The sequence below is a fragment of the Campylobacter sp. B0100352/1 genome, assembly GCF_020135855.1.
Lineage (GTDB): Bacteria > Campylobacterota > Campylobacteria > Campylobacterales > Campylobacteraceae > Campylobacter_D > Campylobacter_D taeniopygiae.
The window spans coordinates 23,895-48,233 of record NZ_JACHTP010000009.1; the positions used below are offsets into that span (position 1 = coordinate 23,895).

Genomic DNA, 24,339 nt, shown 5'->3' on the forward strand with positions numbered 1-24,339 from the left:
TTTGATAAAGATAAAAAATTTAAAAAAATATTACGGAAAAGAACTTGTCATCAATAATGTTTCCCTAGAAATCAACAAAGGTGAAATTTATGCCATCGTTGGGCATAGTGGAGCTGGAAAATCAACTCTTTTAAGATGCATCAACGGACTTGAAGATTATCAAAAAGGAAATTTAAAAGTCTTAGGTGAAGAGATTAAAGATTTAAAGCAAAAAGATCCTAAAAAACTTAGAATGCTAAGAAAAGATATAGGAATGATATTTCAAAATTTTGCTCTCATGGAAAGAAAAAATATATTTGAAAATATCGCTATGCCACTTAGAACACATTTTTCTCAATGTAAAATTCATTCTAAAATTTTCAACAAAGAATACATGAGCGAAAAAGAAATCAATGAAAAAGTGCATTCTTTGCTTGAAATTGTAGGTCTTAAGCATAAATTTAACGCTTATCCAAAAGAATTAAGCGGAGGGCAAAAACAAAGAGTAGCCATTGCTAGAGCTTTAACCTTAAATCCAAAAATTCTACTCAGCGATGAAGCAACTTCGGCTTTAGATCCTAATACCACTAAAAATATCTTAGAGCTTATCAGCAAAATCAATGCTGAATTTGGAATTACTGTGGTTTTGGTAACTCATGAAATGGATGTGGTAAAAGATATAGCACAAAAGGCGCTTTTACTAGAACAAGGTAAGATTATAGGAAGTGGCGCTATTGATGAGCTTTTCTTAAAACCCAATCAAAAAATGAAAGAATTTTTAGGCGAAAGCGACTTTTTACCTTCACATGGGTTAAATATAAAATTATACTTTCCTAAAGAAGTGGTTGAAAATACAATCATTACTCATATGGCTAGAACTTTGAATATAGATTTTAATATAGTTTGGGGAAAAATAGAAAAATTAAACGGCAAAGCCTTAGGAAATTTAGTGATCAATATCGATCATAAAGATAAAGATAAAGTGCTTAACTATATAGAAAAAAACGGTGTATTGTGGGAGTTTGCATCATGAATGAAGAAAATTTCTTGAATGCTTTTTTGGGTAGAATATCGCAATTTGTTTCTGAAATTTCTTGGAAAGATATAAAAGAAGTTGTGACAGATTCTATTCTTACTTTTCCTCAAAATTATGATCTTATCTTAAAACCCGCACTAAATGAAACTATCTATATGAGTTTAATGTCTGTATTTTTTGGCTTTATTTTGGCTATTATCCCTGCGATATTGCTTGCAATTTGGGATAAAAATGGTATTAAGCAAAATAAATTTGCTTATTCTATTTTAGATTTTATTATTAATATTTTAAGAGCCTTTCCTTTCTTGATCCTTATTGTTATTTTATTGCCTCTTTCTAGAATCATTGTTGGAACGAGCATAGGAACTGATGCGGCAATTGTGCCTTTGGCTATTGGCGTGGCTCCTTATTTGGCTAAAACTTTAGAAAGTGCTTTTAAAGAAGTTGATAAAGGGATCATTGAAGCTGCTAAAAGTTATGGGGCAAGCAATGCACAAATTATCTTTAAAGTTATTTTTGTAGAATCTTTGCCTAATATCATCAATGGCTTAACCCTAATTCTAATCTTTACCATAGGCTTTTCAGCTTTAGCCGGAACGGTTGGAGGTGGCGGACTTGGTGATATTGCTATTCGCTATGGATATGAACGATTTAATAAAGAAATTATGATACAAACTGTTATTATTTTACTAATCTTAGTTCAAATCATACAAATTTTAGGCAATCTTTTTTATTCTTGGTCAAAAAATGACAAAAGCTTAAATATTATTTTTTCTTTGATTGTTTTATTTACCATAAGCATAGTATCAAGTCTAAACAATGAAGAAAGCTGCATTTTTCAATTTATAATCTGCTTTTTCTTAATTGTATTGTTTATTTTTACTTTTATAAAAAAGAAAAAATTATTTCATAACTTTTAAGCAAAGTATGAATAAAAATTAGATATAAAAATGAATTATTTATCTAATTTATCTAAAAAGGAAAAAAATAATGAAAATTAGAATTTTATTGATATCAAGTTTGCTAGGTTTGTTTTTAAATCTCAATGCCCTAGAAACTATCAGCGTTGCTGCTACACCGGTACCTCAAGCTGAAATACTAGAACAAATCAAGCCCGATCTTGAAAAAGAAGGTTATAAACTCGTCATTAAAGAATTCACAGACTATATTTTGCCTAATTTAGCTGTAGATAGTGGTGAAGTTGATGCGAATTTTTTTCAACACACGCCTTATTTGGAAGAATTTAACAAAAATAAAGGCACTAATCTTGTCAAGGTAGCTAGCATCCATCTTGAACCTATGGCTGTTTATTCTAAAAAATATAAAAGTTTAGACAATATCAAAGAAGGATCAAGTATCGCTATACCTAATGATCCTACAAATGAAAGCAGAGCCTTAGATATCATTGCACAGAAATGCTCTTTAAAATTTAAAAACAATGGCTTAAAAACTCCACTTGACATTATAGAAAATCCAAAAAAAATAAAATTTATCGAACTTAAAGCAGCACAATTGCCAAGATCTTTAGGGGATGTAGATTTTGCTGTTATTAATTCTAATTACGCTTTATCGGCTAATTTAAATCCTATTAAGGATAGTATATTTATGGAAGATAAAAACAGCCCCTATGCAAATATTTTAGTTGTTAAAGCTGGACATGAAAACGATCCTAAAATAAAAGCTTTGATTAAAGCTTTGCAAAGCGATAAAGTAAAACAGTTTATTTTAAACAAATATAATGGATCTGTTTTACCTACTTTTTAATAAAAATATATGATGAAAAATCTATTTTTTATACTTATAGTTTTTATTAGTCTAAGCAAAGGAGCGAATTTGGAAGAAATCAAACTCGCCCTTGCTAAAGAAATCACCAATAATTTTCCAAAAATCATCATCACTCAAATTGACTTAAGAAGCACTTCTTTGCCTAAAGATTTTAATCAATATCAATTTTTAAGAATAGCTAATGGACGTTTTGAACAATCTCAAGGCTTTTTAAGAGCAGAATTTAATACTCCGCAAAATTTGCAAAAAAATTTATTTTTTCGCTATTTTGTCCAAGGAAATTTACAAGTTTTAAAAAGCGAAAGAGCTATAAAAAGAGGACAAAAATTAAGTCCGCTTGATTATAGAAGTGTTTTGCTTGATTTTGATAAAGTACCGCCTAATGCTTTAGATGTTGAAGATACAAATAATCTCATCGCTAAAAACAATATCAATAAAAATACTATTTTAAAAGAAAATATGTTTAAAACCCTCGCATTAATCCGCAGAAATGATCCTATAATAGGAATACTAAGAGATGGAAATATAGATGTTTCCATAGAACTTACAGCCTTACAAAGTGCCAACATAGGAGAAAGAATTCGTGCAAAAAATAAAGAAGGTAAAGTGATGCAAGGTATAGTCATAGGAAAAAATAGGATGATTATCCAATGAAAATTTTATTAGGAATTTCAGGATCAAGCAGTGTTTCATTGGGCTTGAGTTTGCTAGAAAATTTAGAAAAAAAATGCGAACTTTATTGTATTATTAGCGAAGGAGCAAAATTAAGCTTTCATGCTGAAAGCAAAAAAGATTTAAAAAAAATATGCGATGAAAAATTTAAAAATACCTATTTTTTATCAGATAGCGATCTAAGTGCTGGTGTCGCTAGTGGTTCTTTTGGGATAGAAAAAACGATCATTGCGCCCTGCTCTATTTCCACTTTGGCAAAAATTCATGCAGGTTTAGCAGACACTCTCTTAACTCGCTGTGCTGCTGTAGCACTTAAAGAAAGAAAAAAACTCATTTTAGGCGTTAGAGAGATGCCTTTTTCTACCATCAATCTAGAACACATGGCAAAATTAAGTCAAATGGGTGTTATTATAGCTCCGCCTGTTATTGCAAGCTATTCAAAGGCTAAAAACTTAAAAGAGATGGAAAATTTTATCATCGGCAAATGGCTTGATTTATTAGAAATTTCTCACAAGCTATATCAAAGATGGAAATAAGCTAAGAATTTTTACTATTTTTTAAGGCTAAATTCATTATATTTTGAATTTTTGGAGTTGTAATGACCTGTTTATATCCTGGAACTTTTGATCCTATTACAAATGGACATTTAGATGTAGTAAGACGCGCTCTTAAAATCTTTGATAAAATCATTATAGCTATTGCAAAGAGCGATCATAAAAAACCTTATTATAGTTTAGAAAAGCGTAAAAAATTAGCAGAACTTGCAATAAAAGATATTTCAAATGTAGAGATCATCACCTTTGATAATTTGCTTGTAGATTTAGCTAAAGAATTTAAGATCAATACCATCATACGCGGACTTAGGGCTGTGAGTGATTTTGAATATGAATTACAAATTGGATACGCAAATCATGCTCTTTGGGATGAGATAGAAACGATTTATTTAATGCCAAGCTTAAAACATGCTTTTATTTCAAGCTCTATAGTGCGTTCTATAGTCACGCATGGAGGCGATGTAAGCTCTTTAGTTCCAAAGGAAATTTTGCCATTTTTAAAGGATAAAACTTGTATGTAGCATTTGAAGGGATTGATTGCGTTGGCAAAAGTACGCAAATTTCACTCTTAAAAGAAATTTATAAAGAAGCTATTTTTACCTTAGAACCAGGTGGAACTGATTTAGGAAAATCTTTAAGAGATATCTTGCTTTATCAAAATTTAAATCTTAAAAAAAGAGCTGAAGTTTTACTTTTTTTAGCTGATCGCGCACAACATTACGAAGAAGTTATCCATCCAAATAAAGATAAACTTATCATCAGTGATAGAAGTTTTATATCGGGCATGGCTTATGCGGTTGATTTTGATAATGAATTGCTTTTTTCTCTTAATTCTTTTGCGCTTGATCATTTTTTTCCACAAAAAATCATATTTTTAAAAGCGGATGAAAAACTAATCAAGCAACGCTTAGGAGAAAAAAAACAAGATGCTATAGAACAACGTGGGATAGAATACTTTTTAAATGTCCAAAATAAGCTAGAAAATATTTTATTCTTCTTAAAAAATAAAATTCAAATAGAAATTTTAAAGCTTGATGCAAACAAAAGTATAGAAGAATTACACACCAAAATAAAGGAATTTTTGCAATGATTAATGCTCTTAAAGGAATGAAAGATCTAACCGATCAAAGTGCTAAATACTATAAAAAAATTATTGAAGTTTGCGAAGATGTTGCCAATAATTACGGTTTTGAATTTATCAATACGCCACATTTAGAGCAAAGCATCCTTTTTAAAAGAAGTGTGGGTGAAAGTTCTGATATAGTGGGCAAAGAAATGTATGAATTTATAGACAAGGGGGGTAATGAAGTTTGCATGCGTCCTGAAGGGACTGCTGGAGCAGTTCGTGCGTATATCGAGAAGAAATTTGATAAAAACATAAGCATTAAACGTTGGTTTTATCATGGTTCTATGTTTCGCTATGAAAGGCCGCAAAAGGGACGCTTAAGAGAATTTCATCAATTTGGTGTAGAAAGTTTTGGTATAAGCAGTGTTTATGAAGATGCGAGTATTATTTTAATGTTAGCTGAAATTTTTTCACGCCTTGATATTAAATTTAAGCTCATTATTAATTCTTTAGGCTGCTCAAAATGCCTTCCACCTTACCGAGAAAAACTTATTCATTATCTTGATAATCAAGAAGGATTTTGTGAAGATTGCAAAAGACGCAAAAGCTTAAATCCTATACGCGTTTTAGATTGTAAAAATGAACAATGTCAAAATTTACTTCATCAAGCTCCACTTTTAGAAAAAAATTTATGTCAATGCTGTTTAGATGATTTTAATCATTTGCAAAGCATTTTAAAAGAAAATGGAATTGATTTCACTTTAGATTCTAAGCTTGTTAGAGGCTTGGATTATTATTCTAAAACAGCTTTTGAATTTATAAGCGATGAAATCGGCGCACAATCAGCCATTGCTGGCGGAGGAAGATACGATAGACTTATAGAATATTTAGGAGGAAAAAGCGGTTTTGGCATAGGTTTTGCCATGGGTATAGAAAGAATTATGGCTATTTTAGAACAAAAGGAAGAAAAATTACAAAGAGAAGGAATTTATCTTTGTTCTTTGGATGAAATTTATATTTCAAAAATTTTTAAAATCGCAACTAAACTTAGAAAAAACTACAAAGTTCTTTTAAGCTATGATGCAAAAAAACTCGCAAAACACTTAGAAAATGCCAATAAAGCTGGAGTTAAAATTTTTCTTTGCATGGGTGAAAATGAATTTAAAAATGAAAGCTTGTTTTATAAAAATTTAGAAAATAAAGATGAAAAAACCATTAAAATTTCAGATTTGGAGCAGTTTTTATGATGGATTATGGGATTAATATTTGGGGGAATGAAAATTTTATTATTAAAAATGGTAAAGTTTGTATCAATCATGAAAAAAAGCCCGCTATTATTGATATCGTAAAAGATTTAAGAAATGATGGTTATAAAGGACCTTTGCTTTTAAGATTTCCGCATTTAATCCAAAAACAAATCGAAAGTATTTATGGAAGTTTCAATAAAGCTCGTAAGGAATTTAATTACAAGGGCAAATTTAACGCGGTTTATCCTTTAAAAGTCAATCAATACCCTGGTTTTGTTAAAAATCTTGTCAGACTTGGAAAAAAATACAATTACGGACTCGAAGCTGGTAGCAAAGCTGAACTTCTTTTAGCTATGGCCTTTAACAATGAAGATGCTCCAATAACCGTAAATGGCTTTAAAGATAGAGAACTTATCAATATAGGTTTTATCGCAGCAGAAATGGGACACAATATCACTTTAACCATAGAAGGACTTAATGAACTTGAAGCGATCATTGATATAGCTAAAGAACGCTTTAAGCCTAAGCCAAATATAGGCTTAAGAGTGCGTTTGCATTCTGCTGGTGTTGGAATTTGGGCGAAAAGCGGAGGTATAAATTCCAAATTTGGACTCACTTCAACCGAGCTTATAGAAGCTGTTAATTTACTTAAGAAAAATAAATTGCTAGATCAATTTACCATGATACATTTTCACCTAGGTTCTCAAATTACTGAAATTCATCCTTTAAAAAAAGCCTTAAACGAAGTTGGAAATATCTATACTGAGCTTAGAAAAATGGGGGCAAAAAACTTAAAGTCAATCAATCTTGGCGGTGGTTTGGCTGTTGAGTATTCTCAATTTAAAAATGAAAATAGTAGAAACTATACACTTAGAGAATATGCAAATGATGTTGTATTTATCCTTAAAAATATCGCAGAACAAAAAAGCGATTTAGAACCTGATATCTTTATAGAAAGTGGTCGTTTTATCGCAGCAAATCACGCTGTTTTAATCGCTCCTGTTTTAGAACTTTTCTCTCAAGAGTATTCTGAAGATAAACTTTTACTCAAAGAAAAAAATCCAAAGCTTATTGATGAATTATACGATCTTTTCAAAAGCATTAAGCCTTCAAATGCTTTGGAATATTTGCACGATAGTATTGATCATTTAGAAAGTATTTTAACGCTTTTTGATTTAGGATATGTGGATTTGCAAGACAGATCCAACGCTGAAATTTTAACACATCTAATCATTAAAAAAGCTATTTTACTTTTAGGAGATAAGCAAAATCCTGCTGATTTATTTGCTATACAAGATGAAGTTCAAGAAAGATATTTGGTGAATTTTTCACTTTTTCAAAGTTTACCTGATTTTTGGGGATTAGAACAAAATTTTCCTATCATGCCTCTTGATCATTTGGATAAAGAGCCAACAAGAAGTGCGAGTATATGGGATATCACTTGCGATAGTGATGGGGAAATTTCATACTCTAAAGACAAACCTTTATTTTTACATGATATTGATGTAGAAAAGGAAAATTATTTCTTAGGCTTTTTTCTTGTAGGAGCTTATCAAGAAGTGCTTGGAATGAAACACAATCTTTTTACCCATCCTACTGAAGCAATTATTAGCATTAATGAAAAAGGCTATGAAATCGAAGGGATTATCGAAGCTCAATCCATACTTGATACGCTTGAAGATCTTGATTATGATATCCATGAAATTATGGATATACTCAACGAAAGAATTAGTAATTCAAAATTAGTCAATGAAAAGCAAAAAAAGCATATTCTAGGAGAACTTTACTTATTTTTAAATGATAATGGCTATTTAAAAAGCATCGATGGAAAAGAGGATTAAATTTTAATTTTCTTTTCCAAGTATTACCATTTTTCACGCTTTTTATTTTTTTTGTTTATTTTTTTATCTTCTTGTCTTAAACCATACATTTTTTAGATAGAATAAAATAAAAAACAAAAAAAAGGAAAAATATATGCTAACTAAAAGATCGCAAGTTTTAGAAGAGTCAATCACTCTAGCCATAGCTTCTCTTGCAAACGAACTAAAAGCTAAAGGCGAAGATATCATCAGTTTTTCAGCCGGAGAGCCTGATTTTGATACCCCTAAAGCTATAAAGAATGCTGCTATTGCTGCTATTGAAAAAGGTTGTGGAAAATATACGGCAGTTCCTGGCATTAAAGAAGTTTTAAAAGCTGTTCAAACTAAATTAAAAAAAGACAATGCTTTAGACTATGAAACAAGTGAAATTGTTGTTAATGTCGGTGCTAAACATTCCCTTTTTCAATGCATAGAATGTTTAGTTGAAAAAGATGATGAAGTTATCATTCCTACGCCTTATTGGGTTAGTTATCCGGAGATGGTTAAATTTGCAGAAGGAAAACCCGTATTTATAGAGGGTTTGGAGAAAAATGGCTTTAAAATCACCGCTGAACAACTTCAAAAAGCCATCACTCCAAAAACAAAAGTTTTAATGCTAAATTCTCCATCAAATCCCATAGGTTCAATTTATAGCAAAAAAGAACTTTTAGAGATCGCTGAAATTCTAAAAAATACAAATATCATGGTTTTAAGTGATGAAATTTATGAAAAACTTTCTTATGATAATACCGAAATTACAGCATTTGCAAGTTTAAATGAAGACACCTTAAAACGCACTGTAACGATTAATGGGCTTAGTAAATGCGGTGCTATGCCTGGCTGGAGATTTGGTTACATGGCTAGCAAAAATAAAGAATTAATTTCTGCTGTTAAAAGATTGCAAGGGCAAAGTACTTCAAATATTTGCTCGGTTATACAATACGCCGCCATTCCTGCACTTACTGGAGAATGCGATCAAGATATAGAAACCATGCGTCAAGCCTTTGAAAAACGTCGCAACGTAGCCTTAGAGATCTTAGAAAAAATTCCAAATATCAGTTTTTATAAGCCTGAAGGTGCTTTTTATCTTTTTATCAATATCCAAAAAATCGAAAAAGATTCTATGAAATTTTGCAAAAAATTACTCGAAGAAGAAAAAGTAGCCGTCGTTCCAGGGGTTGGTTTTGGTATGGATGGATATTTTAGAATTTCTTATGCTACGAGTGAAGATTTGATCAAAAAAGGCCTAGAAAGAATCGCTAAATTTATAAAAAATTACAATTGATTAAATTCATTGCAAATTTAATAAAAATTTATTTTGTTAAATTTGCACTTTAGGTTTTTTAAGAATAGCATTTATCCTTTGGATATTATCTGATTTACTCAAACTAAGTCTTATTATAGAATCTTCCAATCCGCCTAAAGAATGAGGGATATTAGCCTCTAAACTGATCATATCTAAGGTATTTAATTCCAACTTTTGCCCTTGAACTTCAAACCAAATTTTGCCGCTTAAAACTTGAACATGTATTGCAAATGGAGCTTTATGTTCTTTCATAATGCTATCTTTAGCGAGTAAAATTTGTATTTCTTTACTTCTTTCATCATCGATTAAAACATTGATTTTAACTTCCTTTGAAAGAAAATTTGTCGTATTCCATTGAGTTATTTTCATCATTTCTCCTTTATCTCCACCAAAAATCCTGCTTGAATTCATCGCCTATTTTATAGCCCTCTCCCATTTTAGGCGTTATGAAGGCGATATCGAGATTTTTATACAAAAATTCTACAACCTCATTCCAAGCATGAGTTCCCGCTAAAAATCTTCCCCAATGTATAGGCATCAAAGCCTTTGCATTGAGATCTTTTGCTTCTTGCAAAATTTGATCCGGAAAAGAATGCGAAAAAGGCCAAGCTTTGTTAAATTGACCGCTTTCAAGGCAAACAAGATCAAATTCTTTAAAATATTCTCCGATTTTTTTAAAATGCGTAAAATACCCACCATCGCCGCTAAAAAATACCTTTTTACCCACGCTTTTAAATTCCATCACAAAAGACGCCCAAAGGGTTTTATTTTTACCATCTCCACGGCTAGAGCTATGCTGTGAAGGCGTTGCAATGATGTTTAAATCATCAAATTCTATCCCATCCCACCAATCAAGCTCTATGATCTTTTTTTCACTCACTCCATAACTTTTAAGATAATTTCCCACTTTTAAAGGCGTGATGAAAAATTTCGCTCTATGCTTTAAAGCTTTTACGCTTTTTGCGTCCAAATGATCAAAATGAGAATGCGTGATGATCACTGCAAAAATGTCGCCAAAATCATCCGCACTATAAACAGGAGCATTTTTAAAAGCACGATTAATAAAAGAAAAAGGCGAAGCGTGAGTATTGAAAATCGGATCGATTAAGATTTTATATTTTTTAAAACTCACAAAAAGCGAAGAATGCCCCAGCCAAGTAATATGCGGAGTATCAAAATCGCTTAAGTTAGGCTTATAAAAAGGAAGTTTAAAAGGGGCAATGGCATTTTTAGGGTAAAGGTAGTAATACTTTAAAACCTCTTTAAAAGGAACTTTGAAATTCTTATAACTTTCTTCATTTTCATTGAGAAATATTTCGTATTTGCCTTGTACTCTTTTAGCTTTGAGTTTTTCTTTGCCATCACAAAGATCAAATTTATGATACATGTTCTTTGATTTCTTCGCGGATCATATTAAACATTTTATTTATAATCTTGTCTTTGAAATTGGAGTTATTGTTAATTTCATTGAAAAAAACCGAATTTAAAAACAAGACTTCCTGAAATTTATCATTAAAAATTTCTTTAAATCTAACATGAGCATTTTGAATATCTGCAGATTTTAAAGAATTGCGATCTTCTTCATTTTCTATAATTTCATTTTTGATATTATAAAGAATTTCCGCTCTTTCATTTTCTTCTTCAAAATTTATACCGCCTTGCTTGGTATTGAATTCTTTTATGATATTAAGAAGTTCTTCTAATTGACTTTGGGGTTTATTGGAAGTATCAAGGGTGTTAGGCTTTAGCTCTCCATTGCCTTTTAAAACGATATCTTTAGTTGCTTCAAGCTCTATACGATAAGCCTCTAAGCTCACATTATCTAAAATTTCACCCATAGCTTGTGCTTTTGGCAAGATGATCTTAGAAATAAGTTTTTTAAGCAAGATATTGAGTTTTTCTAATTCACTATCCTCATAAGGCAAAATTTGTGCAAGAAAAGAATAGGCATTGATGTATTTTTTTGCTTTATTGTAAAAATCTATTTTTACTTCTTCATCTTTTGCGTTAAAACGCATTATCATTTGATCTAATTTAGCATGGATGATATTTTCTCTTTCTCGTCTTAAAATAGCACTAGCAAAATCGTCAATTTCTATTTGAGTATAAATTTCATAGCTATTAAGCTCTGCTTTAAGATCGTAAATTTTATCCTCACTATCTATATCTTTAAATAAATAAGTTTGTTCATAAAAAACACTAAAAGATTTTTCTATATCTTCATGAGTATTGACAAAATCTAAAACGAAAGTATCGAATTTATTTTGGCAAATTCTATTAAGTCTTGATAAGGTTTGAACGGCACTGATTCCACTTAAGGCTTTATCAACATACATTGTATGCAAAAGCGGTTCATCAAATCCGGTTTGATACTTTTGCGCAACGATCAAAAAACGATACTCATCTTTTTTAAATTCTTCTTTTAAAATAGATTCTGAAAAACCATTTAAAGAACTTTCACTATAAGTTTCACCTTCAAAATTTAAATCCCCAGAAAAAGCCACTATGGCTTTAAATTGAGGATAATATTGGCTTAAATACCTTTTAAAAGTCAAATAATACTTCACAGCATTTTCTCTTGAGCTAGTAACAACCATAGCCTTTGCTTTTGCTGCGATCTTTTTAAAGCTATTTTGAAAGAAATGCTCGATCATGATTTTTGACTTTTCTTCTATGGCTTCGATATTGCCTTGCACATAGGCTTTTAATTTTGCGTTGGCTCGTTTTTTATCGTATTTTGGATTTTCATTTGTATTTGATACGATTTTATAGTAACTTTTATAAGTGGTGTATCCTTTAAGCACATCAAGTATAAACTTCTCTTCTATAGCTTGCTTCATAGGATAAAGATGAAAAGGGATAAATTGCTTAACGCCATCAACCATACAAGCATTTCCAAACATTTCTAAAGTTGTCGATTTTGGTGTCGCTGTAAATGCAAAATACGATGCGTTAGGTTGAAATTTTTTACTTTTGATAAGCTCGATAATCTCATCTTCTAAATTCTCATTTTCTTCAGCACTTTTGCTTCTGATAACCTCTGACATTTTTTCTGTATTTTTTCCACCTTGGCTAGAATGTGCTTCATCGATGATAATGGCAAAATTTTTATCTTTAAAATCTTTGACTTCATCTAAGATATATGGAAATTTTTGAATAGTAGTGATGATGATCTTTTTACCCTCTTCTAAAGCATTTTTAAGCTGTTTGCTTCCTTGCGTGATCGCCTCTACCACACCTTCTTTATTTTCAAAAGCTTTGATCGTGTCTTGAATTTGTCGATCAAGAATCTTTCTATCGGTTACTACTATGGTAGTATCAAAAACATTTTTTAATTTCTCATTTTGCATTCTATGCAAGCTTACAAGATTGTGTGCAAGCCAAGCTATAGAATTACTCTTTCCACTTCCTGCACTGTGTTGGATCAAGTAGCGTTTTCCTACTCCATTTTCTTTAAGATCTTTAAGCAGTTTTTTAACAAGATCAAATTGATGATATCGAGGAAATATTACTGTATCTTTATCTTTTAAAATTTGCACAAAATTAAAAAACAAATCCATTAAAGTATCTTTTTTAAAGATCTCTTCCCATAAATATGCCGTTTTCATCCCCTCGCTTGGTGGGTTACCAGCTCCGCTTGGCAGTCCTATTTTACCGCTTGAATTATTTAATCCGCGATTGAAAGGTAAAAATTTCGTAGCATTTTTTTGTAGCTTAGTACTCATATAACAAAGATCACTATCTAAGGCAAAATGTATGATAGAATGACTAAATATAGGCTCTTTTGGATCCCTATCTTTTTTGTATTGATTGATAGCATCATATACATTTTGTCCGGTAAGGTAATTTTTAAGTTCTAAGGTGATGATGGGTAGGCCGTTTAAAAATATCACCATATCAAGTGAGTTTTTATTGTAATTGCTATAATACAACTGACGAACAACCGAAAAAATATTTTGCGTATAATTATACAAACTTTGCTCATTTGCATCGGTATTTGGCTTTGAAAAGGCTAGATGGATTTTTACCCCTTTGATCTCTACATAAGTTTGCAAAGCTTTAAGCATGCCTTTATTTTGAATTTGTGAAGAAACACGCTTATAAATTTCTTTTTTATAGTCTTCACCCAAACGCTTTTTAAGCTCTTCTAATGCTTTATTTTGCGTAGCTTGTAAAAATTTTTCAAAAAGCTCTACATCAAGACTTAAATTTTTATCATAATCTTGAGAGCTTCTTTTTATATAGCCATTTTGGTTTATCAGGTATGATTCTATAAATTCTTCAAAATCTTTTTCTTGGTAATTAGTCATTGTTGTTCCCAAAAATAATATTTTCTAATTCTTTATAAATTTTAGTATTTTCTGTAATGTACTTACATAATGTCGACTTTAAAAAACCATCGGCATTACTCCCAATATTACAATCTCCATTTTCTAATTTGAACTGTTCTTTCAAAGCATTAAAAATTTCCCCTCTTACTTTTTTAAGATCATAAATACTTGTTTGTTTTATTTGTTGCAAAACTTCATCATAAATTAATAGTTTATTTTCCATATTTAAAATCTTTCCTTAATTTATTTTTTTATCGATAGCACTTTTTATTTTATTTAATTTTTCTTTCATTTCTTTTGGTTTTGTAATAATTTCTTCTACAATAAAATTAATCATTTCAAAAAGAATATTTGCAATTTCTGGATTATCATTAATATCTAATTCTGAAGGATGAGAAGCTTTATTTCCAACCAATCTAACAGAATCCATAGCTTCTTTAAGCGTTTCTTTTTGCTCTTGATAAAAATTTCCAATATTGATAATTTCTTTAATATCTTCATCAATATTTCTATTTTTTAATCCATTGTATATTTCAATATTTTCTTTAAGATATTTCATCAATTCTTGCAATGCTAAACGTAATAAAGCACATGAAGCCCTAGGAGAATCACGTAAAATTAAAGATGCTTCTTCATAAATTTCTTTAACATTTTCAGGCATATTTTCTTCAGGAGGAATAGCAACTTCCTTTGGAAAAAACATCTTCGGATTTTCATTCTCCAAATACCAAATAATACTCCTTTCACAATTACAACAAGCCGATTCAAAAAAAGAATATCCTTCTACTTGTTTTATATTGATAGCACCAAAAGCACCTGTTCCTGAAAAATTACTCCATTCCATACTTGCATATACTCCACAATGGGGACAATTAAAAGCATTTCCTTTAAAATATGGCTTAGTGTATTTATTCATAATTTATCCTCCAAGTTATAGTTAATTTAGCTTTTTCCCATTCTGCCGCAGACGGCTTCGTTTATGAGTGTGGTTTTGTATTCTTTTATGAGTTCGATTTGCTTTTTGATTTTTGTTATAAGAGAGTCGATTTTTTCGCATTTTTCATCTAAGAAATTTGCGATTTGCTCTTGCTCTTTTAATGGTAATATAGGAATTTTAAGATTTTTTATTATATCTTGGCTAATATTTGGCTGCCCTCCTCCGCTACCCATTGAAATGAGTTCTTTTTTACACCCTTTAAACCAATAAAACAAATATGAAGTTGCATACCAAGTGCTTTTTTCTAATACACAACAAGCCTGATTAACACAAGCATTAACTTTCAATATAGCTATTTTTCCAATAGTTGCTCCATACATTGCAATAATTAAAGAATTTTTATCAAAAATTTTTAAAATCGGGTAATCATTAAGAGCTTCTGAAGTTATTTTTCTTTTACTATCTCTTAAACAACTGTCATTTAAATCCCCAGAATTAATCCAAACTATTTCTCCTTCTTTGTAGTATTTATCGTTATTACTATTTGGAGTTGTACCGCTCCCTGTTTTCAATATTAATCCAAGTCTAACCATTTCCCAATGTTCTGGAATTTCGCCAAGCCATTCTATGCCGCTGTTTTTGAATTTTACATTTTTATCAAGCCCTTTGGTAATGGTTTCATTTATCAAGGCTTGTTTTTGCTCTTGCAAAAGCGAGAGGAGTTTTTCTTTTTTCTCTATGAAATTTGCTATTTTTTCGCATTTTTCATCTAAGAAATTTGCGATTTGCTCTTGCTCTTTTAATGGTGGATAAACTATTTGTATATTGGCCATTTCATTATTCATAATTTTTGCTCCATTGGTGTCAGGACGCTTATAATAAGGAGTAACATTTTGAAGAGCATAAGTCAAAAAAGACATATTTTCATTATTTCGTGGTTTTAATATTCCACATACATTTGTGCAATTATATTTTCCATTTCTAAGAAAAATTGTGCCTGCATTAACACCATCAGTTGTCCAAGTTATTTGTTCGCAATCAAAATCATAAGTTTTTATATATCCTAATATTCCATTGTTAGTTGTTTGAGAAGAATAAACTGGAAAATTTCCATTTTCATCCAATTCTTCTTGAGAAATTACACGACCTCTTCCAATATTAAAAATATGCTTTATTTTCACCACCTCCCAGTGCTCTGGAATTTCGCCAAGCCATTCTATGCCGCTGTTTTTGAAATTTTTCATTGCATGATCTCGCCTAAAAGTTCCTGAACTTCTTTTTCTAAGGCTCTTAGTTCGTTGTCTATCTCGTCCAAACTTCTTGGTGGTGTATAGGTGTAAAAATATTTGTTAAAAAGTATTTCATACCCTACGCTTGCACTTTCCCAAGCGATCCAAGAATTTTTTACATAAGGTTTCACTTCATTTTCATAATACTCGCGTATATCTTGCTTGAGTGGAATTTTTTCTGTATTGTTGGTTTTATCGTTATCTATAAGACAATTTTCTTCACTTTTTTTGAGTTTTACGCCTAGAAATTTTATAAATTCTTCTTTACTTTGAAATTCTTTAGGATTTTTTTCCAATTCTTTTAGTTTTTCTAAAATTTTGTCTTTATCTTTGAGTTTTGCAAATCTTTCATCAAGCTCTAAATTTTCGATACTTTTTGGCTTTTCTATGGTGATTTTGGTATAACCGAATTCGATATTGTCTAAAATTTTGCTGTCTTCATTGCTGATGTTTTCCAAAAATAACTCGGTGATTTTTTCTAAGTGTTCTTTTGTCATCTCATTTTGTTTTAAACCTAGAGATTTTTTCATCTTAGAATAATACTTTTGGCTTGTTGCGTTGATAAGCTGAATTTTACCTCTTTTGTGTTTTGGTTTTTTATTGGCAAGGATCCAAATAAAAGTCGGAATTCCTGTATTGTAAAACATATTTGTAGGCAGTGCGACTATAGCCTCTAGATAATCATTTTCAATGATATGTTTTCTAATAGCCACCATACCGCTATCGGAATTAAAAAGCGAGCTGCCATTATGCACGCTAGCGATACGTGAACCCATAGAAGTATCAAATTTCATTTTGCTAAGCATATTTAGCAAAAACATCATTTGCCCATCACTTTTACTTGTGATACCTACACTAAATCTAGGATCATCGCAAGTTGAATTTGAGCCTTTCTTTTCAACCCTTAGAATTTTTTGATCATTTTCCCAAGATTTTCCATAAGGTGGATTGGTCAGCATAAAATCAAATTTTGTTTTTTTGTGCTGATCATCGCTTAAGGTTGAGCCGTATTTGATATGGTCAGGATCTTCGCCTTTTATCAGCATATCGGCTTTACATATAGCGTAAGTTTCTGGGTTGATCTCTTGTCCATAGAGATAAATTTTTGCTTTAGATTGTATGAGGCCTTGAGGATCTGTGATGAATTCTTTTGATTCGGTTAGCATTCCGCCACTTCCGCAGGCATTGTCATAGATGAGAAAAATCTTGTCTGGTTTGTTGATTTGTTCTTTTACGGGTAAAAATACAAGATGTGTCATAAGATCTATAATTTCTCTTGGGGTAAAGTGCTCTCCTGCTTCTTCGTTGTTTTCTTCGTTAAATCTACGAATGAGTTCTTCAAAAACATATCCCATACCAAGGTTACTTAAGCCTTCTTGGATAACATTGCCTTGAGCATCTAATATAGGCGCTATAGATAAATTTATCTTAGGCGAGCAAAATCTTTCTATAACACCAAAAAGAATATTGGCATTTTCTAATCTATCTAGCTGATTTTTAAATTCAAATTTGGAAATGATATCTTGGATATTTTCACTAAAACCATCAAGGTAATTTTCAAAATTTACTCTTATATTTTTAGGATCGTTTAAAAGAGTTTGTAAGGTGAATTTAGAATAATTATAAAAGCCTAAGCCATTGCCTTTGCTCTTACCTAAAAAATCAAGATTATCTATTTTATCTTTAAATTGTTCGTAAAGATCCAAAATCTTATCTTTTGTAGGTTCTAAAACCGCATCTACTCTTCTTAAAACAGTCATAGGCAAGATAATATCGCGATATTTTCCTTTAACATAAACATCACGAAGCAGATCGTCTGCCACTCCCCATATAAAATTTATGATTGGTTGAAAACGAGCCGTATCCATAAAATTTTTCCTTAAAAATAAAAAGAATTATAGAAAAATTTTGCTAAAAGTTATTTAAAAAATATTTAAATTTTAAAAGCCAAGCTAAAAATAGCTTGGCATCAAGATAAAAGGAGGAATTATTCTACTTCAGCGTCGATAACATCGTCGTCTTTTTTCTTTTTATCGTTAGCTTGTGCGTCGTCTTTTTTATACATATTTTCAGCTAATTTGTGAGAAACTTCGCTTAAAGCTTTCATTTTGCTTTCAATTTCTTCTTTACTTGAATTTTCATTTTTCAAAGTCTCTCTTAACTCATCTAAAGCTTTTTGAATATTTGCTTTTTCATCTTCTGGAACTTTTTCTCCAAGTTCGCTTAAAGATTTTTCAACTTGATGTGCTAAGCTATCAGCTGCATTTCTTGCATCTACAGCTTCTTTGCGTTTTTTGTCTTCTTCTTTGTGAAGTTCTGCGTCTTTTACCATTTTATCGATTTCTTCTTCACTCAAGCCGCTTGAACCTGTGATTTTGATTTCTTGTGCTTTGCCTGTTGCTTTATCTTTAGCAGAAACGGTTAAAATACCATTTGCATCGATATCAAAAGTTACTTCAATTTGTGGCATACCACGTGGTGCTGGTGGAATTCCTTCAAGGTTGAAATTTCCTAAAGATTTATTATCACGGCTGAATTCTCTTTCACCTTGTAAAACATTGATGGTTACGGCACTTTGATTGTCTTCTGCAGTTGAGAAAACTTGTTCTTTTTTGGTTGGGATAGTTGTGCCTTTTTCTATGATCTTAGTCATCACACCGCCTAAAGTTTCAATACCTAAAGAAAGTGGAGTTACATCAAGCAAAAGCACGTCTTTAACATCACCTTTTATAACCGCACCTTGGATCGCTGCACCGATAGCCACAACTTCATCAGGATTTACAGATTTGTTAAGATCTTTTCCAAAAGCTTTTTTAACTTCTTCTTGCACTAAAGGAACACGAGTAGATCCCCCTACCATAACGATTTCTTTAATTTCATCTTTTTTAAGCCCCGCATCATCAACCACTTCATTGATTTTAGTGATGGTTTCAGCTACTAAACCTTCAATCATACTTTCAAATTTAGCTCTAGTGATGGTTTTTGTTAAGTGTTTTGGGCCGCTTGCATCCGCTGTGATAAATGGCAAGTTGATATTAGTTTCATTAGCTGAGCTGAGTTCTTTTTTAGCATTTTCAGCTGCTTCTTTTAAACGTTGTAAAGCCATTACATCATTTTTAAGATCGATTCCTGTTTCATTTTTAAATTCACTTGCAAGAAAATCGATTAATTTATTATCAAAATCATCTCCACCTAAGAAAGCATTACCACCGGTTGATAAAACTTCCACTACGTTATCGCCTGTTTCAAGCACAGTAACGTCAAATGTACCACCACCTAGATCATAAACAACGATTTTTTCGCTATCTTTTTTATCAAGTCCATACGCTAAAGCTGCAGCTGTTGGCTCATTGATAATCCTTAAAACGTTAAGCCCTGCGATAGTTCCAGCTTCTTTAGTTGCCTTTCTTTGCGCGTCATTAAAATAAGCAGGAACAGTGATAACTGCATCCACTACAGTTTCACCCAAGAAAGCTTCCGCATCTTCTTTTAATTTCATCAAAACTTTCGCTGAAATTTCTTGTGGAGTATAAATTTTTCCTGCGATCTCGATCGCACAAGCTCCATTTCTTTCAGTGATGTGGTAAGGAAGTCTGCTTTTAGCTTCTTTGGCCGCTTCTTCATTGATCATCAAACCCATAATTCTTTTTATAGAATATATAGTTTTTTCAGGATTGGTCACAGCTTGACGCTTTGCACTATCTCCAACTAAAATTTCCCCCTTATCTGTAAAAGCAACCACTGAAGGAGTTGTGTTTTTACCTTCTTTGTTTGGGATTACTTTATTTTCTCCGCGTTCATAAACAGAAACACAAGAATTGGTTGTTCCTAAATCTATACCTATAACTTTACTCATTTTTTATCCTTTCGATTGTAATTTATTTTGCTACACTTACTTTTGTTGGACGTATCACGCGATCGTTAATTTTATATCCTTTTTGTAAAACCTGCACAATACCTCCGCTTTCATGATCCGCGCTATCTACATGAAACATCGCTTCGTGTAAATTTGGATCAAAGTCTTTTACTTCCTCTATGGTTTTAATACCATTTTTTTCAAGTTTTTTAACAAACAAATCTAAAGTATTTTGCACTCCTTCTTTGATTTTTAAACTGATTTCATCTTTTGCTTCAACGTTTAAAGCCGCCTCTAAAGCGTCTAAAACATCAAGCAAATCTTTCGCAAAGCCTTCATTAGCATAAAGCATTGCGGTTATTTTTTCCTTTTCCATTCTTTTTTTAATATTTTCAAATTCAGCGTTTGCACGCATATATTTATCTTTTAATTCATCGAATTCTTTTTGCAATTTATCTTGTTCATTTTCTTCATTGCATGTATTTTCTTCTTGCAAATTTTCGCATTCTTGTGAATTTTCGTTTTCGATTTCTTGCTTTTGTTCGCTCACGCTGCCTCCTTTATTTGTTTTAGTATTTTTTTATAATCCGTATAAACACTACCCGCTAAGATAATATTTACATCTTCGCCCAAAAATTGCCCATCTACTTTAAGTCCCATAAAACCTTCTTTAAATAAAGGTTCAAATTCTAAGCTGTCTTTAAAATAATGATGCACACCGCAATCTAAGAGCTTAACAAATTCATCGTTTTGATAAATTTGGTAAGCCCTTTCTTCATTACTTCTATAATAAATCAAATTCTGTCTTAAACAAGTGATCTTTTCTACAAGCTCCATGAAAGAAACTTTCAAAGCTATATTTTCTATACTGAAAAGATCAAAACCTATCAAAGTTTTTAAAAATTCCCAAGCTTCTTTGGTGTATTTTATCACAAGCTCTTCTTCTTCAAAATCCAAAACTATAAATTTGGTATTAAGATTAAAAATTTCTTTTAAGATTAAATTTCTACCTCCATAAACCAAGCAATAAATTTCAAATTCTTTGCTTAATTCTTTTAAAAAAACCTCGTTCGTGATATTAATTTCACTTTGTTTTTCTTTCCAAAAATTTTGCCAATAATTTTGCATCGTTAAAACGGTTGGAATTCTACCGCTGCTTATATGAAGTTGAGTGATCAATCCTTCATCGCTCAATCTTTTCAAATAAACACGTATAGTCGATGCTGGAATGCATAAATTTAAATTAAGCTCATTAGAACCTATAGGAACATTATCTAATAAATAAGTTTCGATAATAGAATCTAAAATCAAACCTTTTTTATCGTGATTTCTCATGACTTCCTTTCTTTAAATTAGCACTCTCTTTTTTAATTGCTAAGAGTATTATACAACTTTGAGTGTTATTTTGTCAAGTATATATATAAAAAAATTTACTTAATTTAATTTAGTCTATATAACTAAAGTTTTATGAGTTAGTATTATACAATATATTTTATTAACTAATGTAAAGACACATTGAAAATATAGAAATTTCAATGTGTTGTTAATTTTGAAGATTAAATTTGCATAAAAAGTTTGATATCTTTGTATTCGATTTTTTCTTGATCAAGTAGGAGTTCTGATAATTTTAAAATTTTTTCTTTCATAGAGCTTAAGAATTCATCCACTTCTTTTTTATATTCTTCCAAATTAGGCTCTTCTATCATATCAAAATTAACCATATATTCTAGTAATTCTTTGATCTTTAAAAAGTCATTTTGTGAGTTTGTGTAGCTTTCATTGTAGATTAAATTCATAGCTCTAGAACCGGCTAAATAAACTTTAATGCGATTGATAAGTTCAGATTTGGATCTGATATTTTTTTCATATTCTTTAAAGCGATCCTCAATAAGCGTAAATTTTTCAAACCCTATATCAAAATAATACGCACTTAATGCCTTAGCCGCTTGATAAGTAGCTTGAATTTTCTTTTCTTCATCGTTAAAAGTTAAAATTTTCTTTTTGCCCACAAGTACTTTATTTAAAACTTCGTAAAAGTCATTTTCTTCAACTAAAGTGCTATTTCTTCTTAAAGCATTGATCGCCGCTTCATTGACTAAAGTTTCAAGCCCTGCCCCACTAAAACCAACGCTTGCTTTAGCGATTTTGCTTAAATCGACATTGTTATTTTTATCTTTCATGTAAATTTTTAAAATTCTAAGTCTATCCCTAAAATCGGGCAAAGATAAAAAAATTCTTCTATCAAAACGCCCTGAACGCAATAAAGCTGGATCCATGAGTTCTATTTTATTGGTAGCGGCTATAACAATAACGCCGTTATTGTCCTCAAAGCCATCCATTTGAGTTAAAAGCTGATTTAAGGTGCTATCCCTTTCAACGTTGGACATCTCACCTCTTGCTTTGCCTACTGCATCAATTTCATCAATAAAAATAATGCTTGGTGCCATCATCTTAGCCTTAGAAAAAAGCTCTCTAACTCTTTTGGCACCCATTCCAACATAAATTTCTACAAAACTAGAGCCACTTTGATAAAAAAAAGGAACTCCCGCCTCTCCGGCAACGGCTTTAGCTATGAGAGTTTTTCCTACCCCTGGAGGCCCAACCATCAAAACGCCTTTAGGCATTTTTACGCCAAATTCTTTGTATTTCTTAGAATTTTGCAAAAAATCTACTAATTCGCTTAATTCCATTTTAACCTCATCAACACCTGCAACATCTTTAAAGGTTATGTTTGAAATCACAGGCTTGATATTGGAACTTTCTAGTTGGGGATTTTGATTTGCACTAGATGCTTTATTAGTAGAAATTGGGTATTTTGCCATTTCTTTTTTTCTTAAAAAAGAAAGGATTAAAAAAAATAAAATGATTAAAAAAACAAAAACACTTATAAGCCATAAAGTATTGTCTTTTTTTATCTCTACTGGAACTTTAGCTAAAAGGGTTTTTAAATCGATTCCATCTTTAATAACGGCATAATTTCCTTCTTTAGTTTTTAACAAAACTTCTTCACTATCTATAATGGCTTTTTGGATTAAATTTTGATCCAAAAGACTTTGATAAAGACTTTCATCGATGTATTTTGGTTCGTTTTTGATGTATAAAATTCCAAAAAGAACACACAAAATCACAAAAGATATGAGTATGATTTTTTTATTTTTCATTTTTCAGCCTTGCAAAATTTGAAAAATTATATTTTTCTTGCACTTCATATCGGTTTATTAGCAACCATTCTTTAGCTATATCTTGATCGCTTTTTATTTTTATTTTATTAAAAAATTGATCATAACCTTCAAAAACACCATCTTTTTGAGTTTCAACTAAAATTTCAAGTGAAACTTTATTTTTCTTTCTAAATTCATAGTTATTTTTTTCTACGATGTCTTTTAAAAGATTTAATCTTTCTTTAGCCACATCACCACTAACAAGATCTTCTTTCATGGTAGCTGAGTGAGTATTGTTTCTAGGACTAAAAATAAAAGCATGTATGTGAGTGAGTGGAAAATTTTTAAAATGATCTAAAGCTTCTTTCCATATAGATTCATTTTCTCCAGGATGACCCACTATAAAGTCAGTCCCTAGAGCAAAACCTTTACTTGCTATATGATTAAAAAGTTTTAGATCATTATCAGTATGTGAACGTCTTCTCATGATGCGTAGCATTTTTTCGCTTGTGTGTTGCAAAGCGATATGTAAATGCTTCTCAATCCAAGCTTCATCTAAAATTTCTAAAAAGCTTTCATCAATTTGTGCTGGTTCTAAACTGCCAAGCCTTATACGCTTTATCCCTGAAATTTTTCCCATTTTTTGCAAAAGTTTTCCTAGTGTTGTGCCATTTTTTATACCATAAGATCCTATGTTAGTTCCTGTTAAAACGATTTCAGAATAACCATTTTGTGCAAGAATTTCCACTTGTTTTAAAAGATCTTTTTCTACTACACTTCTTGATTTACCCCTTACACTAGGAATGATACAATACGAACAGGCAAAATCGCATCCTTCTTGAATTTTAACAAAGGCTTTAGTGTGGTTTTCATACTCGCAAACGATATCTTTATCAATAAAATTTAAATTTCCAAGCTCATAAAAACTTGTTTTTGCGTTTAAAAATTCATTGATTTTATCTTTATTGGACGCTCCTAGCACTCCAAAAATTTGCTTTTGTTCTAAAAGCTCCTTTCCCTTGCTTACAGCCCCACAACCTGTAAGTATGACTTTAATCCCTTGTTTTTTCATGGTATTAATATACGATTTTATCCCGCTATCGGCTCCATTTGTAACCGTGCAAGAATTGACAACTACAATTTGTGCTTCTTTTTCATCATTCGTAATTTCAAAATCTTTTACATAGCGTTTTAAAAGCTCTGTATCATAAATATTTGTTCTGCATCCAAAGGTTTTAAAAAAAACTTTTTCTTTCAATCT

General features: G+C 31.0%; 22 protein-coding genes. 10 read left to right on the plus strand and 12 right to left on the minus strand.

The features are described 5' to 3' along the window. Nucleotide 1: 1 nt before the first annotated feature. From H2279_RS03985 to H2279_RS04030, 10 genes are all read left to right on the plus strand, one after another. Nucleotides 2-1,012 (plus strand): methionine ABC transporter ATP-binding protein, encoded by a 1,011-nt coding sequence (locus tag H2279_RS03985; RefSeq protein WP_337195681.1) that lies wholly within the window; start codon nucleotides 2-4, stop codon nucleotides 1,010-1,012. Continuing rightward, on the plus strand, nucleotides 1,009-1,935 hold the full coding sequence (locus H2279_RS03990) for a methionine ABC transporter permease (RefSeq protein WP_337195682.1): 927 nt from the start codon (nucleotides 1,009-1,011) through the stop codon (nucleotides 1,933-1,935). The genes H2279_RS03985 and H2279_RS03990 overlap by 4 nt, the downstream gene beginning before the upstream one ends. Nucleotides 1,936-2,005: 70 nt before the next feature. Beyond that, the gene (locus H2279_RS03995) at nucleotides 2,006-2,779 is read left to right on the plus strand and encodes a MetQ/NlpA family ABC transporter substrate-binding protein (protein WP_337195683.1); all 774 of its coding nucleotides are present in this window, start codon (nucleotides 2,006-2,008) and stop codon (nucleotides 2,777-2,779) included. A gap of 12 nt (nucleotides 2,780-2,791) precedes the next feature. Next, nucleotides 2,792-3,454, plus strand: a complete 663-nt coding sequence (gene flgA, locus H2279_RS04000) for a flagellar basal body P-ring formation chaperone FlgA (RefSeq protein WP_337195684.1) — start codon at nucleotides 2,792-2,794, stop codon at nucleotides 3,452-3,454. Continuing rightward, nucleotides 3,451-4,008: a UbiX family flavin prenyltransferase gene (locus H2279_RS04005; RefSeq protein WP_137624262.1), complete on the plus strand. Its 558-nt coding sequence runs from the start codon at nucleotides 3,451-3,453 to the stop codon at nucleotides 4,006-4,008. Before flgA ends, H2279_RS04005 begins: the two co-directional genes overlap by 4 nt. Nucleotides 4,009-4,070: 62 nt before the next feature. Next, nucleotides 4,071-4,547, plus strand: coding sequence for a pantetheine-phosphate adenylyltransferase (gene coaD, locus H2279_RS04010; RefSeq protein WP_137624263.1), 477 nt, complete (start codon nucleotides 4,071-4,073; stop codon nucleotides 4,545-4,547). Beyond that, on the plus strand, nucleotides 4,538-5,116 hold the full coding sequence (gene tmk, locus H2279_RS04015; RefSeq protein WP_337195685.1) for a dTMP kinase: 579 nt from the start codon (nucleotides 4,538-4,540) through the stop codon (nucleotides 5,114-5,116). Before coaD ends, tmk begins: the two co-directional genes overlap by 10 nt. Then, nucleotides 5,113-6,339, plus strand: coding sequence for a histidine--tRNA ligase (gene hisS, locus H2279_RS04020; protein ID WP_337195686.1), 1,227 nt, complete (start codon nucleotides 5,113-5,115; stop codon nucleotides 6,337-6,339). The genes tmk and hisS overlap by 4 nt, the downstream gene beginning before the upstream one ends. Continuing rightward, nucleotides 6,336-8,180 (plus strand): biosynthetic arginine decarboxylase, encoded by a 1,845-nt coding sequence (gene speA, locus H2279_RS04025; RefSeq protein ID WP_337195687.1) that lies wholly within the window; start codon nucleotides 6,336-6,338, stop codon nucleotides 8,178-8,180. Before hisS ends, speA begins: the two co-directional genes overlap by 4 nt. Before the next feature lie 133 nt (nucleotides 8,181-8,313). Beyond that, the gene (locus tag H2279_RS04030) at nucleotides 8,314-9,483 is read left to right on the plus strand and encodes a pyridoxal phosphate-dependent aminotransferase (RefSeq protein ID WP_337195688.1); all 1,170 of its coding nucleotides are present in this window, start codon (nucleotides 8,314-8,316) and stop codon (nucleotides 9,481-9,483) included. A gap of 36 nt (nucleotides 9,484-9,519) precedes the next feature. On the opposite strand, the gene H2279_RS04035 is transcribed toward H2279_RS04030, so the two are convergent. The 12 genes from H2279_RS04035 to mtaB form a co-directional block, all read right to left on the minus strand. After that, on the minus strand, nucleotides 9,520-9,873 hold the full coding sequence (locus H2279_RS04035) for a cupin domain-containing protein (RefSeq protein WP_137624268.1): 354 nt from the start codon (nucleotides 9,871-9,873) through the stop codon (nucleotides 9,520-9,522). A 10-nt stretch (nucleotides 9,874-9,883) separates the two neighbouring features. After that, the gene (locus H2279_RS04040; protein ID WP_337195689.1) at nucleotides 9,884-10,891 is read right to left on the minus strand and encodes an MBL fold metallo-hydrolase; all 1,008 of its coding nucleotides are present in this window, start codon (nucleotides 10,889-10,891) and stop codon (nucleotides 9,884-9,886) included. After that, on the minus strand, nucleotides 10,881-13,814 hold the full coding sequence (locus H2279_RS04045) for a type I restriction endonuclease subunit R (RefSeq protein ID WP_337195690.1): 2,934 nt from the start codon (nucleotides 13,812-13,814) through the stop codon (nucleotides 10,881-10,883). Before H2279_RS04045 ends, H2279_RS04040 begins: the two co-directional genes overlap by 11 nt. Then, nucleotides 13,807-14,058 (minus strand): hypothetical protein, encoded by a 252-nt coding sequence (locus H2279_RS04050; protein WP_337195691.1) that lies wholly within the window; start codon nucleotides 14,056-14,058, stop codon nucleotides 13,807-13,809. The genes H2279_RS04045 and H2279_RS04050 overlap by 8 nt, the downstream gene beginning before the upstream one ends. Before the next feature lie 15 nt (nucleotides 14,059-14,073). Continuing rightward, nucleotides 14,074-14,751 carry a DUF4145 domain-containing protein gene (locus H2279_RS04055; protein ID WP_337195692.1) on the minus strand — a complete coding sequence of 226 codons (678 nt, stop codon included), beginning with the start codon at nucleotides 14,749-14,751 and terminating at the stop codon, nucleotides 14,074-14,076. A gap of 26 nt (nucleotides 14,752-14,777) precedes the next feature. Further along, on the minus strand, nucleotides 14,778-16,016 hold the full coding sequence (locus H2279_RS04060; protein ID WP_337195693.1) for a restriction endonuclease subunit S: 1,239 nt from the start codon (nucleotides 16,014-16,016) through the stop codon (nucleotides 14,778-14,780). Then, nucleotides 16,013-17,929, minus strand: coding sequence for a class I SAM-dependent DNA methyltransferase (locus tag H2279_RS04065; protein ID WP_337195694.1), 1,917 nt, complete (start codon nucleotides 17,927-17,929; stop codon nucleotides 16,013-16,015). Before H2279_RS04065 ends, H2279_RS04060 begins: the two co-directional genes overlap by 4 nt. A gap of 119 nt (nucleotides 17,930-18,048) precedes the next feature. Continuing rightward, the gene (dnaK, locus tag H2279_RS04070; protein ID WP_337195695.1) at nucleotides 18,049-19,917 is read right to left on the minus strand and encodes a molecular chaperone DnaK; all 1,869 of its coding nucleotides are present in this window, start codon (nucleotides 19,915-19,917) and stop codon (nucleotides 18,049-18,051) included. Between the two features lie 22 nt (nucleotides 19,918-19,939). Beyond that, nucleotides 19,940-20,467, minus strand: a complete 528-nt coding sequence (gene grpE, locus H2279_RS04075; RefSeq protein ID WP_137624271.1) for a nucleotide exchange factor GrpE — start codon at nucleotides 20,465-20,467, stop codon at nucleotides 19,940-19,942. After that, on the minus strand, nucleotides 20,464-21,252 hold the full coding sequence (locus tag H2279_RS04080; RefSeq protein ID WP_337195696.1) for an HrcA family transcriptional regulator: 789 nt from the start codon (nucleotides 21,250-21,252) through the stop codon (nucleotides 20,464-20,466). Before H2279_RS04080 ends, grpE begins: the two co-directional genes overlap by 4 nt. 221 nt (nucleotides 21,253-21,473) lie before the next feature. Beyond that, complete coding sequence (locus tag H2279_RS04085; protein WP_337195697.1) at nucleotides 21,474-23,078, minus strand: ATP-dependent metallopeptidase FtsH/Yme1/Tma family protein; 1,605 nt, start codon at nucleotides 23,076-23,078, stop codon at nucleotides 21,474-21,476. Next, on the minus strand, nucleotides 23,068-24,336 hold the full coding sequence (mtaB, locus tag H2279_RS04090) for a tRNA (N(6)-L-threonylcarbamoyladenosine(37)-C(2))-methylthiotransferase MtaB (RefSeq protein WP_337195698.1): 1,269 nt from the start codon (nucleotides 24,334-24,336) through the stop codon (nucleotides 23,068-23,070). Before mtaB ends, H2279_RS04085 begins: the two co-directional genes overlap by 11 nt. Between the last annotated feature and the right edge of the window lie 3 nt (nucleotides 24,337-24,339).

Coding starts and splice junctions, on each gene's coding strand:
- H2279_RS04045 (WP_337195690.1), bottom strand. CDS start 13,814: ATGACTAATTACCAAGAAAAAGATTTTGAAGAATTTATAGAATCATAC.
- H2279_RS04065 (WP_337195694.1), bottom strand. CDS start 17,929: ATGGATACGGCTCGTTTTCAACCAATCATAAATTTTATATGGGGAGTG.
- H2279_RS03990 (WP_337195682.1), top strand. CDS start 1,009: ATGAATGAAGAAAATTTCTTGAATGCTTTTTTGGGTAGAATATCGCAA.
- hisS (WP_337195686.1), top strand. CDS start 5,113: ATGATTAATGCTCTTAAAGGAATGAAAGATCTAACCGATCAAAGTGCT.
- speA (WP_337195687.1), top strand. CDS start 6,336: ATGATGGATTATGGGATTAATATTTGGGGGAATGAAAATTTTATTATT.
- H2279_RS04035 (WP_137624268.1), bottom strand. CDS start 9,873: ATGAAAATAACTCAATGGAATACGACAAATTTTCTTTCAAAGGAAGTT.
- dnaK (WP_337195695.1), bottom strand. CDS start 19,917: ATGAGTAAAGTTATAGGTATAGATTTAGGAACAACCAATTCTTGTGTT.
- flgA (WP_337195684.1), top strand. CDS start 2,792: ATGAAAAATCTATTTTTTATACTTATAGTTTTTATTAGTCTAAGCAAA.
- H2279_RS04050 (WP_337195691.1), bottom strand. CDS start 14,058: ATGGAAAATAAACTATTAATTTATGATGAAGTTTTGCAACAAATAAAA.
- H2279_RS04085 (WP_337195697.1), bottom strand. CDS start 23,078: ATGAAAAATAAAAAAATCATACTCATATCTTTTGTGATTTTGTGTGTT.
- H2279_RS04040 (WP_337195689.1), bottom strand. CDS start 10,891: ATGTATCATAAATTTGATCTTTGTGATGGCAAAGAAAAACTCAAAGCT.
- H2279_RS03995 (WP_337195683.1), top strand. CDS start 2,006: ATGAAAATTAGAATTTTATTGATATCAAGTTTGCTAGGTTTGTTTTTA.
- coaD (WP_137624263.1), top strand. CDS start 4,071: ATGACCTGTTTATATCCTGGAACTTTTGATCCTATTACAAATGGACAT.
- H2279_RS04030 (WP_337195688.1), top strand. CDS start 8,314: ATGCTAACTAAAAGATCGCAAGTTTTAGAAGAGTCAATCACTCTAGCC.
- H2279_RS04005 (WP_137624262.1), top strand. CDS start 3,451: ATGAAAATTTTATTAGGAATTTCAGGATCAAGCAGTGTTTCATTGGGC.
- H2279_RS04055 (WP_337195692.1), bottom strand. CDS start 14,751: ATGAATAAATACACTAAGCCATATTTTAAAGGAAATGCTTTTAATTGT.
- H2279_RS04060 (WP_337195693.1), bottom strand. CDS start 16,016: ATGAAAAATTTCAAAAACAGCGGCATAGAATGGCTTGGCGAAATTCCA.
- H2279_RS04080 (WP_337195696.1), bottom strand. CDS start 21,252: ATGAGAAATCACGATAAAAAAGGTTTGATTTTAGATTCTATTATCGAA.